We start from the raw sequence: 14,837 nt of genomic DNA, 5'->3' as shown, positions 1-14,837 counted from the left end.
TGGACAAGCGCTGAAGGCCATTTTGACTCAAAACCCGCCCAGCACCTGCGGCGCGCCGGCCAGCTGGGCGCGTTGCAGCCAGGCCAGCGCCGAATCCACCGTGACGGTCTCGATGCGGTCGGCGAAGCGCTTGTCGTTGGGATGGTCGTCGAACGCGATGTTGGCCGCCGTCATGCGCCCGCCCAGGCGCGCGAGCGGCCCGATGGCGAGCGCCGTGGGCTCATAGCCCTTGAACCGCAGCCACGCCTGGGCCTGCGCACGGGTGTGCACGCTGGCGGGCTCCATCGCGGCGGCCAGCGTCTCCAGCGCCCACTGGTTGGACTGCTGGTAGCGCGTGCCCCAGGCGTAGCTCACCATGCTGTAGGGCCGCTGGTGCAGCACGGTGGTGCGCGCGCGGTCCTGCAGCAGCGGCAACAGGCGCTGCTGCACCTCGGGCGCGGGCACGGCCCACACGGCCTCGTGGCGCCACAGGTCGTCGAGGAAGAACTCGCCCAGTCCCTGGCGGTAGACCGCGGCCACGGCCGTACCGCATTCGTTGAGCTTGTGCGCCACGCGCCAGGGGCCCTCGGGTGTCCTGTAGGCCCAGCCCAGGTGCGAATAGCGCAGGCCGTACTTCGACAAATCCTGCCCCGCGCGCGCCAGCAGCACCACGCTGGCGCCGCTCGCATCCAGCGCGCGCGCCGTGCGCTCGGCCAGTTGCATGCCGCGTTCGATGGTCTGCACCGTGGGCCTGTGCTGCTCGCACGAGCGGCCCGCATGTGCCTGACAGGCCATGGCCGCCCATACGGCCGACCAGAGGATGGAGCTGCGCATGGTTCAGAGCCTTTCGTTGTGCAGCAGCGCGCGGCCCAGTGCATTGGGCACGAAGGCCAGCACCTCGCCCGCGGCCGACAGGACCACCCCCGTGCCGATCACGCTGCAGGCCACCACCGTGCCCACGCCATGCGCGGCGCGGCCGGCCAACCGCACGCTGGCCTGCGCGCCGTCCGACGCGCGCTCCAGCAGGTACACCGTGCCCGTGGCCGAAGCCTCCACGGCCTTCACCGTGAGCACCGCGCCGCCCACCGACAGCGCCACCGGCAGGGCCGCCACGGCGCCCGCCGTGGCCGACGCGGCACCCGAAGCCACGAAGGCGGACGCCACGGGCATCAGCGACAGCGCGGCCGATGCCTCGCTCTGCGCGCGGGCCGCGCCTACGAGCATGCCCAGCGACAGCAGGGCGCACAGACAAGTCTTGCGGATCATGGCGGTCTCCTTATTCCTGGCCAGCTTTGGCGCGGCCGGCCTCGGCCAGATCGGCTTCATGGCGGTCGCGCAGCATCTTGGCCAGCGTGAAGGCGGTGGTGATGAGGTAGAGCCAGCTCACGCCCAGGAACGCCTTGTACGTGGCGCTGACCGCCATGCCCCACAGGCCCCAGCCCGTCAGGCCCATGGCCACGGCGAAGCCGCCCCAGACGACGAGCTTCCAGAGGGGTGTGTCACCCGCGCTGCGCCGCGCCTGCTGGCTGTCGCGCACGAACTTGGCGAGCACGAACGCGGCCGAGAGGCAGAACACGTAGCCCATGAACATGAAGGCCACCTCCAGCCGCTCGCCCGGCAGCCAGGCCAGCCCCGTGGCGCACAGGAAGACGGCGATGCCGAACGAGACCCAGACCTGGAGCTGCCAGGCGCGGGTGTCGCGCTGGAGGGGCGTAGAGGAGGCTTGCATGGTGCGTAAGGCCCGGGGGCCGCTGTTGAACATGGCCCGCATGGTGGGGCCGCGCGTTCGCAAAGTCTCGAATGGATCACCCGGGTATCCATCTCCGGGCTCCGAGGTATCCGACTGCGATACCAACCGGAGAGCATGCAGGCCACCCCAAGATTTTCACTCCTCAACCAGAAAAAGAACAACAAAAATACAAACAAACCCTAATCCAGCCCTATTGACGGCAAATTCCGGAAAGAATCCAATCCGATTCGTACTTTTTTTGTTCTTTTCCATGAAAACCATCCTGCTTGGCGGCGGCATGGTGGGACAGTGCTACGCACAAGCCCTCCAGGCCCAGGGCCACCACATCGTGGCGTTCTGCGACCACGCGCCTTCTGATGCTCTGCGCGCGCTGGCCGCGGAGCTTGGCGCATCCATCCATGCGGCGCCCGGCCCCTGGCTGGCGGAGGCCGGGCTCGTCGTGAGCGCGGTCTTCGGCACGGCAGCACTCGACCTGGCGCGCGCCGCCTTCCCGCACCTGCAGGCCGGCGCCCTGTACCTGGACATGACCACCGCCGATCCGCAGGCTATGCGCGACGCCGAGGCGCTGGCGCACGAACGCGGCGTGCGCTTCGTGGACGTGGCGATCACCGGCGCCGTCAACCTGAGCGGCGCACGCACACCGCTGCTGTGCGCCGGCGCCGCTGCCGAAGAGGCCGCGCGTCTGTTGGCGGCGTGCGGCGCACCCGTGCAGGTGGTGGGCGAGCGCCCCGGCGACGCCGCCGAGCTGAAGCTGCTGCGCAGCATCTTCACCAAGGGCCTGGAAGCGCTGTCGGTGGAATGCCTGGTGACCGCCGAGCGCAAGGGCCTGCGCGAGACGCTGTTCCGCGTGCTCGCGGACATCGACCAGGGCTCCCTGCGCGAGACGATGGAATCCATGGTCCGCACGCACATCGTCCACGCCGGTCGGCGCCGCAACGAAGTCGTGGAAGCCCAGCGGCAGATGGCGCAGGCGGGCGTGCCCGCCATCGTGCTCGCGGGTGTGCAGCAGCGCTTCGAGCACACGCTGGCGCAGCAGCAGGCCACGCCCTACGCAGGCCAGACGACGGCCGATGCACTCGCCTGGCTCGGCGGCCCCGCGCGGCCCTGACCCGTCCTTTCCTTCCCTTTCCCCTACCGGAGACATCACCCATGCGCATTTCACGCCGCCTCATCCTGGGCGCCAGCCTGCTCGCGGCCTGCACGGCCACCCTGGCGCAGGACTATCCCAACAAGCCGATCCGCTTCATCGTGCCCTTCCCGCCCGGTGGCGGCACCGACAGTCTGACGCGGCTGGTGGCGAACAAGCTCACCGAGACCCTGAAGTGGAATTTCGTCGTCGAGAACAAGCCCGGCGCCGGCGGCAACGTGGCGCTGGACACCACGGCCAAGGCCCCGCCCGACGGCTACACGCTGGTAATGGCGCAGACCGACAACGTGGTGCTGAACCCACTGCTCTACTCCAAGCTCACCTACGACCCGGTCAAGGACCTGGTGCCCGTGGGCCTCGTCGCCAGCGGCCCCGCCGTGCTCGTGGTGCGCGCCGACTCGCCCTACAAGACGCTGGCCGACGTGGTGGCCGCCGCCAAGGCCGAGCCCGGCAAGCTCACCTTCGCCTCGCCCGGCCTGGGCACGGTGTCGCATCTCATCAGCGAGCTGTGGCAGAAAAGCTCGGGCATGAAGCTCACGCACGTGCCCTACCGCGGCCTGTCGCAGGCGCTGCCCGACGTGCTGAGCGGCCAGGTGGACATGTACATGGGCTCCATTCCCACGCTGCAGGGCCACATCAAGGGCGGCAAGGTGCGCGCGCTGGCCGTCACCACCGCCAAGCGCTCGCCCGTGCTGCCGCAGGTGCCGACCTATACCGAGTCGGGCATCCCCGGCGTGGAGCTGGCCAGCGTCTGGGGCGTGATGGCGCCCGCCGGCACGCCGGATGCGGTGATCCAGCGCATCAACACCGAGCTCAACAAGGCGCTGCAGCAGCCCGACATGCGCGAAAAGATCCTCGCCAGCGGTGCCGGCGTGCTCGGCGGCACGCCGCAGGAGATGGGCGCGCTCTACGCCAGCGACCGGCAGCGCCTGGCGCCTGTGGTGCGCGACTCCGGCACCAAGCTCGACTGATCACACTACCTGGAGACAACCATGCTGAAAGTACGCACCTTCTTCACCGGCGCCTTGTTCGCGGTCCTGTCGGCAGGCGCCGCGGCGCAGGATTTCAAGAGCCCCATCAAGATCGTGGTTCCCTTCGCCCCGGGCGGAGCGACCGATGCGCTGGCCCGGCTACTGGCCCCGCGCCTGGGCAAGGAGCTGTCGCAATCCGTGATCATCGACAACCGGCCCGGCGCCAGCGGGCAGATCGGCACCGCAGCCGTCAAGGCCGCCGTGCCGGATGGCTCGACCTTCCTGCTGGCACTCGACCACTCGGTGGTGATCGTCCCGCTCATCACGCCGAGCGCCGGCTACGACGCCGTGAGGGACTTCGTCCCCGTGGGGCAGGTGGCCCGCTTCCAGTGGACTTTCGCCGTGCCGCTGAGCAGCCCGGCCAAGACGCTGCCCGAGTTCGTCGAGACAGTGCGCAAGGATCCCCGGCTGGGCAACTACGGCGTGCCGCTCATCGGCGGCGTTCCTGACATCATCGGCGCGGCCATCAGCCGCAAGGCCAACGTGACGATGGAGCCCATCGCCTTCGGAGGCTCCGGGCAGATGATGCCGCAGCTGATCGGCGGGCAACTGGCTTCGGGCGTGACCGGAGAGCCCGAGGGCGTCACCATGCACCGGGGAGGCAAGGTGCGCATCCTGGCCATCTCGGGCGGCAAGCGCTCGGTCCTGCTGCCTGACGTTCCCACTTTCGAGGAGTTGGGCTTCACCGGTGTGAACGTCAACAGCTTCAATGCCTTCTTCGCGCCCAAGGGGCTGCCGCGCCCGCTGGCCGAGAAGTTCAACGGGGCGTTGCGAACCGTCCTGAAAGACCCGGAGGTGCAGGAGCGGATCAAGGACATGTCCCTGGAGCTCGCGCCCACGGACCTGGACCAGGCAGCGGCCGAGCTTTCCAAGTCCTATAACTTCTGGCACACCCCTCGGAAGAAGTGATGACGGCCGCGCCGCACTCCACCGGGACAGAAGGTCCGCAGTTCGAAGTGCCTCCTGGTGCGTGCGATTGCCACATGCACCTGTTCGACCCGGCGCTGCCCTTCGCACCCGGCCCGGTCTTGCGCCATGCCGAAGCCAGTGTGGCGCAGTACCGGCAGCTCCAGCACCGCCTGCGAACGGAGCGCTGCGTGCTCGTGCAGCCTTCGAGCTATGGAAGAGACCACCGCGTTCTTCTCGCCGGCTTGCAGCACCTGGGCAACCGTGCGCGAGGCATTGCCGTCATCGACCCATCGTCATCTGCGCAGGAGCTCGAGGAACTGCAGGCCCATGGCGTCGTGGGCGTGCGGTTCAACCTGGTGCAGGCGGGCGCGACGCACGAAGGAATGCTCGAACAGGTCGCCCGCCTGATCCAGCCCTTCGGCTGGCACGTGCAATTGCATGCCCACCCTGCCGATCTGGTGGCCCTGGCGGATCGTCTCCTCGCGCTGCCCGTCCCGGTGGTTCTCGACCACTTTGCGCGCGTTCATTGCGATCCGGCGATGTCCCGGCAGGTTGTTGGCACCGTCTCGCGACTGCTTTCCAGCGGCAAGGCATCGCTGAAGCTGTCCGCGCCCTACATCGCCAATCCGGGTTCGCAAGCCCAAGATGGACTGGATGGCTTCGTTCGCGGGCTGGTGAGCGAACTCCCGGATCAACTGGTCTGGGGCTCGGACTGGCCCCACGTCACCGAGTCGGCCAAGCCCGACGATGCCGCGCTCATGAACCTGCTCGCCCGCTGGCTGACTGCCGGCGAACTGCACCGCGTGCTGGTGGAAAACCCTGCCCGGCTGTACCGCTTTCCCTTCAGCGACTGAGTCGCTTCCTCTCATCCCACCCAGGAGTTCCGCACCATGATCGGCCTTCAAATCCTCCGGCGCCAGCGTGCCGTCAGCCTCGACCTCGCACGCCAGTTCCTCGATGTTCCTGTCGCCAACGTCAGCGACTGCATGTCCCGCATGACCGCCGGCGGCGCGCGCCTGCGCCCCATGCACGGCGGCGGCCGCATGGCGGGCCCCGCCCTCACCGTGAAGACCCGCCCCGGCGACAACCTCATGGTGCACAAGGCACTGCAGCTCGCCGTGCCCGGCGACGTGATCGTGGTGGACGCGGGCGGCGACCTCACCAACGCCATCATCGGCGAGATCATGGTGGGCGACGCCGTGCTGCGCCAGTTCGGCGGCATCGTCATCAACGGCGCGATCCGCGACGCGGGGGCGCTGCGCGCGGGCGACTTCCCGGTGTTCGCAGCAGGCGTGACGCACCGCGGCCCCTACAAGGACGGACCGGGCGAGATCAACGTGCCCATCGCCATCGACGGCATGGTGATCGAGCCGGGCGACCTCGTCATCGGCGATGAAGACGGCCTGCTGTGCGTGCCCTACGCGGAGGCCGCGAACCTGCTGGCCGCGGCCCAGGCCAAACAGGAGGTCGAGGCGCGCATGGTGGCCGGCATCGCCGACGGCAGCTACGACCGCAGTTGGATCGACGCTACGCTCAAGCGCCTGAACTGCCAGATGCCGGAATGACCTCGGCGGGCCGCACCCGCTGCATCTCGAAACGCAGGAACGACGCGCGCAGGTGGAAGGCCATCGCCTGCTCGGCCATGCGCCGGTCGCGCCGGCGGATGGCCGCCACCACCTGCCGGTGCTGGCTCACGCTGTCGAGCATGTCCTGCTGGCTGTAGAAATAGAACGAGCCGATCATGATCGGCATGTCGAGGAAGTTCTGCAGCAGGCCCGTGAGGCGGCCCGAATGCGCCGCCTCCACCAGCAGGTGGTGGAAGCGGTTGTTCACTGCCTGCACGCGCGCCGCGCGCTCTTCGGCCTCGGCCAGCGCACAGGCTTGCATCTCGTCATTGAGCACGTCCATCTCGTCGATCTGCCCGGGTGTGGCGCGCTCGGCCGCGAGCCCGGCCGCGTGCGGCTCAAGCAGGATGCGCAGCTCGAACGCCTCGGCGATGTCCCACTGCGTCCAGCCCGCCACCGTCGCACCGCGCGCGGCGGCGACGAGCAGGCCGTCTTCCACCAGGCGCTGCAGGGCCGCGCGCACGGGCGTGCGGCTGACCTGCATTTCCTGCGCGACGGATTCCTCGCGCAGCCGCTCGCCGGGCGCGTAGCGGCCGGACATGATGCGCCGGCGCAGCTCGGCATAGAGGGAATCGGAAATCTTGGCCATGGTGACAGGTAGCGATTGTCTCCCAGAGCTACACCGCCAGCGGCAGCTCGGTGGTCGACAGCACACTGCGCAGCACCATGAACGAGCGCACCTGGCGCACGCCGGGCAGGTAGAGCAGTTGCTCGGCATGCAGGCGGTTGAAGCTCTCGCCGTTCTGCGTGCGGATGAGCATGAAGTAGTCGAACTCGCCCGTCACCACGTGGCACTCCATGCAGCCCGAGATCTTGGCCGCCGCCTTTTCGAAGGCCGCGAACGATTCGGGCGTGGAGCGGTCCAGCACCACGCCGATCATTACCAGCATGCCCGCACCCACCGCCTGCGGGTTCAGGCGTGCGACCACGCCGTCTATGAAGCCCAGGCGCTTGAGCCGCTCCACGCGCCGCAGGCAGGCCGGCGGGCTCAGGTGCACCTTGGCCGCGAGCGCCACGTTGGACAGTGATGCATCGCGCTGCAACTGCCGCAGGATGGCCCGGTCGGTGCGGTCGATGTCGGCCGGCTCGGCAATGGCATTCTTTGCACGAACTTTTGTTGCACTCATGGCTTTATCTACAAAATTTCAATAACAAGAATAAACATATTGCCAGTTATTTGTCTGCTATTCACGAATTTTTCACAACCCTGTTAATGGTCCATTTTCCTACGATGGCATGGCATCCACCACCCATCGGAGTCGTTCATGAACCTGCAGAAATTCCCCCGCCACCCGCTCACCTTCGGCCCCACGCCGATCCAGCCCCTTGCGCGCCTGTCGGCCCACCTGGGCGGCAAGGTGGAGCTGTACGCCAAGCGCGAGGACTGCAACTCGGGCCTGGCCTTCGGCGGCAACAAGACGCGCAAGATGGAGTACCTGATCCCCGAGGCGATCGCGGGCGGCTACGACACGCTGGTGTCCATCGGCGGCATCCAGTCGAACCAGACGCGCCAGGTGGCCGCCGTGGCCGCGCACCTGGGCATGAAGTGCGTGCTGGTGCAGGAGAACTGGGTCAACTATTCCGACGCGGTGTACGACCGCGTGGGCAACATCGAGATGAGCCGCATCATGGGCGCCGACGTGCGCCTGGACGCCGCGGGCTTCGACATCGGCATCCGCCCGAGCTGGGAGCAGGCCATGGACGACGTACGCAAGGCCGGCGGCAAGCCCTTCCCGATCCCGGCGGGCTGCTCCGAGCACCCGTATGGCGGCCTGGGCTTCGTGGCCTTTGCCGACGAAGTGCGCCAGCAGGAAAAGGCGCTGGGCTTCCAGTTCGACTACATCGTGGTCTGCTCGGTCACGGGCAGCACGCAGGCCGGCATGGTGGTGGGCTTCGCGGCCGATGGGCGTGCCGACCGCGTGATCGGCATCGACGCCTCGGCCAAGCCGGAGCAGACACGCGCGCAGATCCTGCGCATCGCGCAGAACACCGCGCAGTTGGTGGAGCTGGGCCGCGACATCACCGAGGCCGACGTGGTCCTCGACACCCGCTACGGCGGCCCCGAGTACGGCCTGCCCAACGAGGGCACGCTGGAGGCCATTCGCCTGTGCGCGCGCCAGGAGGGCGTGCTCACCGATCCCGTGTACGAGGGCAAGTCCATGCACGGAATGATCGACAAGGTCCGCAAGGGCGAATTCCCCGCAGGATCGAAGGTGCTGTATGCGCATCTGGGCGGCGTGCCTGCCCTGAACGCATACAGCTTTCTTTTCGCAACGGATGAAGCCGGCCTGTCGCGGTTCCTGTCCCAGGCATTGATCTGAAAGGTTGCACCAAATGACCCAGCACATGACGCGCAGAAACGCAGGCGCCATCCTCGTCATGGCGGCCATCGCCGCCACGGGTTCGTTGCACACGGCCCACGCGCAAGCCTATCCCGCCAAGCCGGTCCAGCTCATCGTCCCGTTTCCGCCCGGCGGCGCGGTGGACATCGTGGGCCGGCTGGTCGGCAAGAAGCTGGGCGACCGCCTGGGCCAGCCCGTCGTGATCGAGAACAAGGCCGGGGCGGGCACCATCGTCGGCGCCAGCTTCGTCGCCAACGCGCCGGCCGACGGGTACACGCTGCTGATCAGCTCGGGATCGACGTTCACCGCCAATCCCGCGCTCAACGCCAGGCTGCCCTACGACCCGGTCAAGAGCTTCGACCCCATCGGCATGGTGGCGCGTGTGCCGCTGGTCCTGCTGGCCAACGGCGAGGTGCCCGTGAACAATCTGCGCCAGCTGATCTCCGCCGTGCAGGCCACGCCAGGCAAGTATGTCTACGGGTCGTTCGGCAGCGGCACCACGGGGCACTTCGCCGCGGAGCTGGTGTGGGCCGCCACCGGCATCAAGCTGCTGCACGTGCCCTACCGGGGCAGCGCGCCGGCCATGAGCGACCTGATCGGCGGGCAGATTCCCTTCACCATCGACACCGTGGCGGCGGCGCTGCCCCAGTTGAAGGCCGGGAAGATCAAGGCTATCGCCGTCACGGGCGAGTCGCGCGCGACGCAGTTGCCGAATGTGCCCACGGTGGCGGAGAGCGGCTTCCCCGGCTTCTCGGCCGACTCCTGGCTGGCCATCGTGGGCCCGCGCGGGCTGCCGGCCGATGCCAAGGCCGCGCTGCAGAAAGCGCTGGCCGAGGTCGCGGCCGATGGAGAGACACGTGACAAGCTCGTCGCCAGCGGCCTGCAGGCGGCCTGGGAGCCCGCCAACGCCGTGGCCGCGCGCATCGACGACGAACTGCCGCGCATGCGCGCCAACATCAAGGCGCAGTGACCATGGCGCACGACCCCAGCCTGCCCGAGCGTTCCGCCGTCGAGCTGCGGCAACTGATCCAGACCCGGCAGATCTCGCCGGTGGAGCTGCTCGACGCCTGCATCGCCCGCATCGAGGCGGTGAACCCCTTCGTCAATGCCGTCACGGCGACCTGCTTCGAGCGCGCGCGCCGCGAGGCCCGGGCCGCCGAACGCGCCGTGCTGGACGGCGGCCCGCTGGGGCTGCTGCACGGGCTGCCCATGGGCGTGAAGGACCTGGAGGCGACCGAGGGCCTGCTGACCACCCTGGGCTCGCCGCTCTACCGCAACCACGTGCCCACGCAGGACAACGTGCTCGTGGCGCGGCTGCGCGCGGCCGGCGCCATCGTGGCGGGCAAGACCAACGTGCCGGAGCTGGGCGCGGGCGCCAATACGCGCAACGCCGTCTGGGGTGCCACGGGCAATCCGTTCGACCCCCGGCTCAACGCCGGCGGCTCGTCGGGTGGCTCGGCCACGGCGCTGGCGTGCGACCTGCTGCCCGTCTGTACCGGCTCGGACACGGGCGGCTCGCTGCGCATTCCCGCGGCGCTGTGCGGCGTGGTGGGCTTCCGCCCCTCGCCGGGCCTGGTGCCCAGTTCGCGCAAGCTGCTCGGGTGGACGCCCATCTCGGTCGTCGGCCCCATGGGGCGCACCGTGGCCGATACCTGCCTGCAACTGGCCGCCTCGGTGGGCGCGAGCGTGGGCGACCCGCTCAGCTATCCGGTCGATCAGGACGGCTGGCTGGAGCCGCCGCCGGTAGACCTCGGCCGCCTGCGCATCGCTTGGACGGAGGACTTCGGCGTGTGCGACGTCGATCCGATGATCCGCGCTGCCTTCCGCCGCAAGATCGCGGCGATGCGGCACCTGTTCGCCCGCTGCGACGAGGTGCGCTTCGACCTGGGCGACGCGCACCGCTGCTTCGACGTGCTGCGCGCCGAGGCCTTCGTCGCCGCCACGCGCGATGCCTACGAGCGCGACCCCGCAAGCCTGGGGCCGAACACGCGCGCCAATTTCGAGCTGGGCGCGGCCATGAGCCTGCTCGACAGCGCCTGGGCGCAGGCGGAGCAGACGCGCATCCTCGCGCGCTTCGACGCAGCCATGGCCGGCTACGACCTCATCCTGGCCCCCACCACGCCCGTGTCGCCCTTCCCCTGGACGACGCTGTACGCCGACACCATCGACGGCAAGCCCCAGGCCAACTACTACCGCTGGTTGGCGCTGACCTACGTGGTCACGCTGACCACGCTGCCGGCCATCAGCCTGCCCTGCGGCACCGACGCTGCGGGCATGCCGTTCGGACTGCAGGTGGTGGGCCGCTTCCGCGCCGACCGCCATGTGTTGGGGACAGCGGCGGCGCTGGAGCAGGCGTTCTCAGGCGTGGACGAGCTGCGCAGGCCCCGCCCCGCACTCGGCCGCCTGCGGCCCGTGGAGCCGGCGCTAACCTCCATCATCACCACGCCGTCAGGCGAGCCTGGAGCCGATGAGGGCACACCCATCCCTACGTCGGCAGCCTAGGGGCCTAGCCACGGGCTGGCGCCCGGCTGGAGGCAGCCTTGCTTCTGCTTTTGGCCGCAGCCTTGGGTTTGGCAGCCGCGGTGTTGGATGTACCGGCGCTTCTGCTCTTCCCCCTGGCCACCGATGCACCGTTACCTTGTTTCGATGCGGATTCACGGGCATCGCGCGCCTCCAGCTGGGCGACGCGGGCTTCGAAACGCCCCAGCACTTCCTGCAGGATGTCGGCCTTGCGCTGCGTGCGCTCGTTGTCGGAGCCCACAGGAGAGCGGCCTTTGCTATTCGGGGCCGAACGCACGGCCACCGTCTGGCGCCGATACAGGTCGCGGTACTTGTCGCGCAGCGTGCGTGCGCGAGTGACCTTGCCGCGCAAGCGGGACAGTGTCAGGGCCTTGATGGGCTCTGTGCGGCTTTGGTCGAACAGCTCCAATTCTGCAGCGGTGAGAAGGGGGCGGGCCTGGGTGATGGTGTATGCCATGGTCAGTCTCCTTTGCGGTGCGTTGGCAAAGCTGCACCGTAACCCGCCCCACGGCGCGCGGGTGTGGGACAGAGGGCCGTCCCGCGGTCGGTCCCCTCGCTCCCGCTGCGGTGGACGGCCTCAAGCGGCCAGCAGCGCCTGCACGCGTTCGCGCAGCAACGGGGGCTGCACGTCGTGCGCCGCCACGGGCGCGCCCACGTTCAGCCCCACGCGGTTCCAGATGCCGCGCCGGAAGGGCCGCACCATCGCGCCGCCCTGTTCGATGCGGCTGAAGAACGAGCCCCAGAGATTGGTCAGTGCCATCGGCACCACGGGCGCCTCCACGCCGTCGGCGCGGGCGCGCTCGATGATCTTCATGATGCCGCCCTTGAAGGGCTGCAGTTGCCCGTCGCGCGTGATGCCGCCCTCGGGGAAGATGGCGAGCAGGTCGCCTTCGCGCAGCACCTGCGCCGCGCGGGCGAACGCAGCCTCGTAGGTGGCGGCGTCTTCCTTCTGCGGCGCGATGGGGATGGCCTTGGCCAGGCGGAACAGCGCGCCCAGCACGGGGATGCGGAAGATGCGGTGGTCCATCACGAAGTAGATGGGCCGGGGGCTGGCGGCCATGAGCAGCACCGCATCGACGAAGCTGACGTGGTTGCACGCGAGGATGGCCGCGCCCGTGGTGGGGATGTGTTCGTCGCCGCGCACCTTGAAGCGGTAGATGCAGCGCGAGAGCACCCAGGCCACGAAGCGCAGCAGGTATTCGGGCACCAGCAGGAAGATGTAGAACGCCACCAGCGCGTTGGCGATGCCCGTGAACAAAAAGATCTGCGGCACCGTGAAGCCCGCCGAGAGCAGCGCGCCCGCGAGCACGGAGCTGGCGATCATGAACAGCGCGTTGAGGATGTTGTTGGCCGCGATGATGCGCGCGCGGTGGGTGGGCTGGCTGCGCATCTGAATCAGCGCGTACATGGGCACGCTGTAGAGGCCCGCGAACAGCGAGAGCAGCAGTAGATCCAGCATCACGCGCCAGTGCGCGGGCTGGGCGACGAAGGCCGCGAGGGTCAGGCCGTCGGCGGGCGGCAGCGCGCGCGAGGCGAAGTACAGGTCGATGGCGAACACGCTCATGCCGATGGCGCCCAGCGGCACCAGGCCGATCTCCACGTGCCGGCGCGAGAGCACCTCGCACAGCAGCGAGCCGATGCCGATGCCGACCGAGAACACCACCAGCAGCAGCGATGCCACCTGCTCGTTGCCGTGCAGCACGTCCTTGGCGAAGCTGGGGAACTGGCTGAGGAACACCGCGCCGAAGAACCACATCCACGAGATGCCGAGCAGCGAGCGGAACACGACGGGGTTGCCGTGCGCCAGCTTCAGGTTGCGCCACGTCTCGCTCACCGGGTTCCAGTTGACGGTGAGGCCCGGGTCGGTGGCGGGCGCGCTCGGGATGAACTGCGCCACCAGTCGCCCGGCCAGCGCCAGCAGCACACAGGCTGCCGCCACCGAGGTGTGGCCGATGCCTGGCAGCGCTACCAGCAGCCCGCCCGCCACGTTACCCAGCAGGATGGCGACGAAGGTGCCCATCTCCACCATGCCGTTGCCGCCCGTGAGCTCGCGCTCGCTCAGGGCCTGCGGCAGGTAGGCGAACTTCACCGGCCCGAACAGCGTGGAATGCAGCCCCATGAGGAACACGCAGGCCAGCAGCACGGCCGCGCTGCCCGCGATGAAGCCGGCGGCCGCCACCAGCATGATGGCGACCTCCAGGTTCTTCACGAAACGGATGATGCGCGTCTTCTCATACTTGTCGGTGAGCTGCCCCGCGGTGGCCGAGAACAGCAGGAACGGCAAGATGAACAGCGCCCCGATCACGAGGCCCGCCATCGCCGGGGGCATCCACGACACGCTGAGCTGGTAGGTCACCATCACGGTGAACGCGAACTTGAACAGGTTGTCGTTCGCCGCTCCGGCGAACTGCGTCCAGAAAAACGGTGCGAAGCGGCGCTGGCGCAGCAGGGCGAATTGGTTGGGGTGTGGCTCACTCATACGCGGGCTGAAGGGTGGAGAGGTGCCGCGCATTGTGCGCACAAACCCGCAAGCGGGCGGCGGTGCCACGCGACGTGTGGCGCAGGCACACTGGCGGTATCGCCAACAGATACTCTGCCGCCATGAGCACCACCGCCGACCTCGTCACCGCGCTGAAAAAGGAACTGAAGGCCGCCCAGATGACCTATGCCGACCTGGCGCAGGCCATCGGCATGGCCGAGTCGAGCGTCAAGCGCATGCTGGCCAGGGGCGACATGCCGCTGTCGCGCATCGACGCCATCTGCCGCGCGCTGCGGCTGGACTTCGCCGACCTGGCCCGCCGCGTGGCCGACAGCCAGCCGCTCGTTACCGAGCTGACGCTGGAGCAGGAAAAAGCCGTGGTGGCCGACAAGAAGCTGCTGCTGATGGCGATCTGCGTGCTGAGCCAGTGGACGCTGGAGCAGGTCGTGGCCGCCTACCGGCTGAGCGAGGCCGAGGGCATCCGCTACCTGGTGCAGCTCGACCGCATCGGCATCATCGAACTCAAGCCCCTCAACCGCTACCGCCTCAAGCTGGCCAAGACCTTCCGCTGGCGCCCGCACGGGCCGGTGATGCACTACTTCCGCGACCACGCGCTGCTGGACTATTTCTCAGGCGGCTTCGACGGCGCGGGCGAAGGCGTGCTGCTGGTGCACGGCTCCATCAGCCGCGCGCTCGCCCCTGCCTTCATCGAGCGCATGCAGCGCGTGGCGCAGGACTTCGCGCAGCAGCACCTGGCCGACCAACGCCTGCCCGAGGCCCAGCGCGAGGGCTACACGCTGCTGCTGGCCATGCGCAGCTGGGAGTTCGAAGCCTTCGGCGCCATGCGCCGCGCGGCGCCCGGCACCCACTCCTGAATCGATAGCTACTGGCGCTTTACGGGTAAGCGCTGGAGCCGTTTTCGGCTTGAATTCCCGCCGCCGACACACCTGTTCACAACACTTTGCCAAACGGCCACCAATGCCCTCCAAGCGTTGACCAGCGCACCCCACCATGGGCACCAGACGACACGGCTCCCGCCATATCGCCACCCACCA

At 68.7% G+C, this 14,837-nt stretch carries 16 protein-coding genes; 9 read left to right on the top strand and 7 right to left on the bottom strand.

The window, feature by feature from the left end; genetic code table 11:
• Positions 1 to 27 precede the first annotated feature (27 nt).
• The 3 genes from AAG689_RS24470 to AAG689_RS24460 are packed head-to-tail and all read right to left on the bottom strand — an operon-like array spanning position 28 to position 1,708.
• Positions 28 to 813, bottom strand: a complete 786-nt coding sequence (locus AAG689_RS24470) for a DUF2145 domain-containing protein (RefSeq protein WP_406624169.1) — start codon at positions 811 to 813, stop codon at positions 28 to 30.
• Between the two features lie 3 nt (positions 814 to 816).
• Positions 817 to 1,245 carry a hypothetical protein gene (locus AAG689_RS24465; RefSeq protein ID WP_406624168.1) on the bottom strand — a complete coding sequence of 143 codons (429 nt, stop codon included), beginning with the start codon at positions 1,243 to 1,245 and terminating at the stop codon, positions 817 to 819.
• Positions 1,246 to 1,255: 10 nt separating this feature from the next.
• Complete coding sequence (locus AAG689_RS24460; RefSeq protein WP_406624167.1) at positions 1,256 to 1,708, bottom strand: YiaA/YiaB family inner membrane protein; 453 nt, start codon at positions 1,706 to 1,708, stop codon at positions 1,256 to 1,258.
• Positions 1,709 to 1,979: 271 nt separating this feature from the next.
• Here AAG689_RS24460 and AAG689_RS24455 point away from each other — a divergent pair, with 271 nt between their 5' ends.
• From AAG689_RS24455 to AAG689_RS24435, 5 genes are all read left to right on the top strand, one after another.
• Entirely contained in the window at positions 1,980 to 2,837 is an 858-nt protein-coding gene (locus tag AAG689_RS24455) for an NAD(P)-binding domain-containing protein (protein WP_406624166.1), read from the top strand.
• Between the two features lie 41 nt (positions 2,838 to 2,878).
• Positions 2,879 to 3,847, top strand: a complete 969-nt coding sequence (locus tag AAG689_RS24450) for a Bug family tripartite tricarboxylate transporter substrate binding protein (RefSeq protein WP_406624165.1) — start codon at positions 2,879 to 2,881, stop codon at positions 3,845 to 3,847.
• A gap of 21 nt (positions 3,848 to 3,868) precedes the next feature.
• On the top strand, positions 3,869 to 4,816 hold the full coding sequence (locus AAG689_RS24445) for a Bug family tripartite tricarboxylate transporter substrate binding protein (RefSeq protein WP_406624164.1): 948 nt from the start codon (positions 3,869 to 3,871) through the stop codon (positions 4,814 to 4,816).
• A gap of 74 nt (positions 4,817 to 4,890) precedes the next feature.
• Entirely contained in the window at positions 4,891 to 5,670 is a 780-nt protein-coding gene (locus AAG689_RS24440) for an amidohydrolase family protein (protein ID WP_406624163.1), read from the top strand.
• 36 nt (positions 5,671 to 5,706) lie between these two features.
• Entirely contained in the window at positions 5,707 to 6,381 is a 675-nt protein-coding gene (locus tag AAG689_RS24435) for an RraA family protein (protein WP_406624162.1), read from the top strand.
• Here AAG689_RS24435 and AAG689_RS24430 read toward each other — a convergent pair.
• Together AAG689_RS24430 and AAG689_RS24425 are read right to left on the bottom strand one after the other, a co-directional pair.
• A complete protein-coding gene (locus tag AAG689_RS24430; RefSeq protein WP_020229867.1) occupies positions 6,350 to 7,030 on the bottom strand; it encodes a GntR family transcriptional regulator in 681 nt (226 codons plus the stop codon). The genes AAG689_RS24435 and AAG689_RS24430 overlap by 32 nt on opposite strands.
• Positions 7,031 to 7,058: 28 nt before the next feature.
• Positions 7,059 to 7,568: an Lrp/AsnC family transcriptional regulator gene (locus AAG689_RS24425; RefSeq protein WP_406624160.1), complete on the bottom strand. Its 510-nt coding sequence runs from the start codon at positions 7,566 to 7,568 to the stop codon at positions 7,059 to 7,061.
• 138 nt (positions 7,569 to 7,706) lie between these two features.
• Between AAG689_RS24425 and AAG689_RS24420 the strand changes: the two genes are divergently transcribed.
• From AAG689_RS24420 to AAG689_RS24410, 3 genes are read left to right on the top strand one after another with little or no spacing between them, the layout of a single operon-like run.
• Entirely contained in the window at positions 7,707 to 8,762 is a 1,056-nt protein-coding gene (locus tag AAG689_RS24420; RefSeq protein ID WP_406624159.1) for a 1-aminocyclopropane-1-carboxylate deaminase, read from the top strand.
• Between the two features lie 13 nt (positions 8,763 to 8,775).
• Complete coding sequence (locus tag AAG689_RS24415) at positions 8,776 to 9,753, top strand: Bug family tripartite tricarboxylate transporter substrate binding protein (RefSeq protein WP_406624158.1); 978 nt, start codon at positions 8,776 to 8,778, stop codon at positions 9,751 to 9,753.
• 2 nt (positions 9,754 to 9,755) lie between these two features.
• Positions 9,756 to 11,285 (top strand): amidase, encoded by a 1,530-nt coding sequence (locus AAG689_RS24410; protein WP_406624157.1) that lies wholly within the window; start codon positions 9,756 to 9,758, stop codon positions 11,283 to 11,285.
• A 4-nt stretch (positions 11,286 to 11,289) separates the two neighbouring features.
• On the opposite strand, the gene AAG689_RS24405 is transcribed toward AAG689_RS24410, so the two are convergent.
• Entirely contained in the window at positions 11,290 to 11,760 is a 471-nt protein-coding gene (locus AAG689_RS24405; protein ID WP_406624156.1) for a hypothetical protein, read from the bottom strand.
• A 120-nt stretch (positions 11,761 to 11,880) separates the two neighbouring features.
• Positions 11,881 to 13,782 (bottom strand): MFS transporter, encoded by a 1,902-nt coding sequence (locus AAG689_RS24400; RefSeq protein WP_406624155.1) that lies wholly within the window; start codon positions 13,780 to 13,782, stop codon positions 11,881 to 11,883.
• Between the two features lie 122 nt (positions 13,783 to 13,904).
• Between AAG689_RS24400 and AAG689_RS24395 the strand changes: the two genes are divergently transcribed.
• A complete protein-coding gene (locus AAG689_RS24395) occupies positions 13,905 to 14,657 on the top strand; it encodes a helix-turn-helix domain-containing protein (protein ID WP_406624154.1) in 753 nt (250 codons plus the stop codon).
• The last annotated feature ends 180 nt before the right edge of the window (positions 14,658 to 14,837 follow it).

Origin of the sequence: Acidovorax sp. SDU_ACID1 (assembly GCF_045291395.1) — a bacterium.
Taxonomy (GTDB): domain Bacteria; phylum Pseudomonadota; class Gammaproteobacteria; order Burkholderiales; family Burkholderiaceae_C; genus MR-S7.
Note: the sequence above shows the minus strand (reverse complement) of the source record. Positions and strands in the feature narration are given on the sequence as shown.